This is a genomic window from Staphylococcus sp. EG-SA-2 (assembly GCF_017152085.1).
Map to the genome: position 1 here is coordinate 1 of NZ_JACYHC010000627.1, position 2,347 is coordinate 2,347.

At 35.3% G+C, this 2,347-nt stretch carries 1 protein-coding gene; it reads left to right on the top strand.

Features of this window, described 5'->3' with window-relative positions:
• A partial coding sequence (locus tag IDG60_RS11250) for an albumin-binding GA domain-containing protein (RefSeq protein WP_206160702.1) occupies positions 1-2,347 on the top strand: 2,347 nt, incomplete at both ends.

Sequence of the window (2,347 nt, forward strand, 5' to 3'; positions counted from 1 at the left end):
ACGCAGATACTAATAAGAAAAATGATTACAACAATGCATACAACCATGCGAATGACATTATTAATGGTAATGCACAACATCCAGTTATAACACCAAGTGATGTTAACAATGCTTTATCAAATGTCACAAGTAAAGAACATGCATTGAATGGTGAAGCTAAGTTAAATGCTGCGAAACAAGAAGCGAATACTGCATTAGGTCATTTAAACAATTTAAATAATGTACAACGTCAAAACTTACAATCGCAAATTAATGGTGCGCATCAAATTGATGCAGTTAATACAATTAAGCAAAATGCAACAAACTTGAATAGTGCAATGGGTAACTTAAGACAAGCTGTTGCAGATAAAGATCAAGTGAAACGTACAGAAGATTATGCGGATGCAGATACAGCTAAACAAAATGCATATAACAGTGCAGTTTCAAGTGCTGAAACAATTATTAATCAAACAGCTAATCCGACAATGTCTGTTGATGATGTTAATCGTGCAACTTCAGCTGTTACTACTAATAAAAATGCATTAAATGGTGATGAAAAATTAGTACAATCTAAAACAGATGCTGCAAGAGCAATTGATGCATTACCACATTTAAATAATGCACAAAAAGCAGATGTTAAATCTAAAATTAATGCTGCATCAAATATTGCTGGTGTAAATACCGTTAAACAACAAGGTACAGATTTAAATACAGCGATGGGTAACTTGCAGGGTGCAATCAATGATGAACAAACGACGCTTAATAGTCAAAATTATCAAGATGCGACACCTAGTAAGAAAACAGCATACACAAATGCGGTGCAAGCTGCGAAAGATATTTTAAATAAATCAAATGGTCAAAATAAAACGAAAGATCAAGTTACTGAAGCGATGAATCAAGTGAATTCGGCTAAAAATAACTTAGATGGTACGCGTTTATTAGATCAAGCGAAGCAAACAGCGAAACAGCAGTTAAATAATATGACGCATTTAACAACTGCACAAAAAACGAATTTAACAAATCAAATTAATAGTGGTACTACTGTTGCTGGTGTTCATACGGTTCAATCAAATGCCAACACATTAGATCAAGCGATGAATACGTTAAGACAAAGTATTGCTAACAATGATGCGACTAAAGCAAGTGAAGATTACGTAGATGCTAATAATGATAAGCAAACAGCATATAACAACGCGGTAGCTGCTGCTGAAACGATTATTAATGCGAATAGTAATCCAGAAATGAATCCAAGTACGATTACACAAAAAGCAGAGCAAGTGAATAGTTCTAAAACGGCACTTAACGGTGATGAAAACTTAGCTACGGCAAAACAAAATGCGAAAACGTACTTAAACACATTAACGAGTATTACAGATGCTCAAAAGAACAATTTGATTAGTCAAATTAGTAGTGCGACAAGAGTGAGTGGTGTTGATACTGTAAAACAAAATGCACAACATTTAGATCAAGCTATGGCTAACTTACAAAATGGTATTAACAACGAATCTCAAGTGAAATCATCTGAGAAATATCGTGATGCTGATACAAATAAACAACAAGAGTATGATAATGCTATTACTGCAGCGAAAGCGATTTTAAATAAATCGACAGGTCCAAACACTGCGCAAAATGCAGTTGAAGCAGCATTGCAACGTGTTAATACTGCGAAAGATGCATTGAATGGTGATGCAAAATTAATTGCAGCTCAAAACGCAGCGAAACAACATTTAGGTACTTTAACGCATATCACTACAGCACAACGCAATGATTTAACAAATCAAATTTCACAAGCTACAAACTTAGCTGGTGTTGAATCAGTTAAACAAAGTGCAAATAGTTTAGATGGCGCAATGGGTAACTTACAAACGGCTATCAACGATAAGTCAGGAACATTAGCGAGCCAAAACTTCTTGGATGCTGATGAGCAAAAACGTAATGCTTACAATCAAGCTATATCAGCTGCCGAAACCATTTTAAATAAACAAACTGGACCGAATACAGCGAAAACAGCGGTTGAACAAGCACTTAATAATGTTAATAGTGCGAAACATGCATTAAATGGTACGCAAAACTTAAATAATGCGAAACAAGCAGCGATTACAGCAATTAATGGCGCATCTGATTTAAATCAAAAACAAAAAGATGCATTAAAAGCACAAGCTAATGGTGCTCAACGCGTATCTAATGCAAATGATGTACAACGTAATGCGACTGAACTGAACACGGCAATGGGTCAATTACAACATGCCATCGCAGATAAGACGAATACGTTAGCAAGCAGTAAATATGTCAACGCCGATAGCACTAAACAAAATGCTTACACAACTAAAGTTACCAATGCTGAACATATTATTAGCGGTACGCCAAC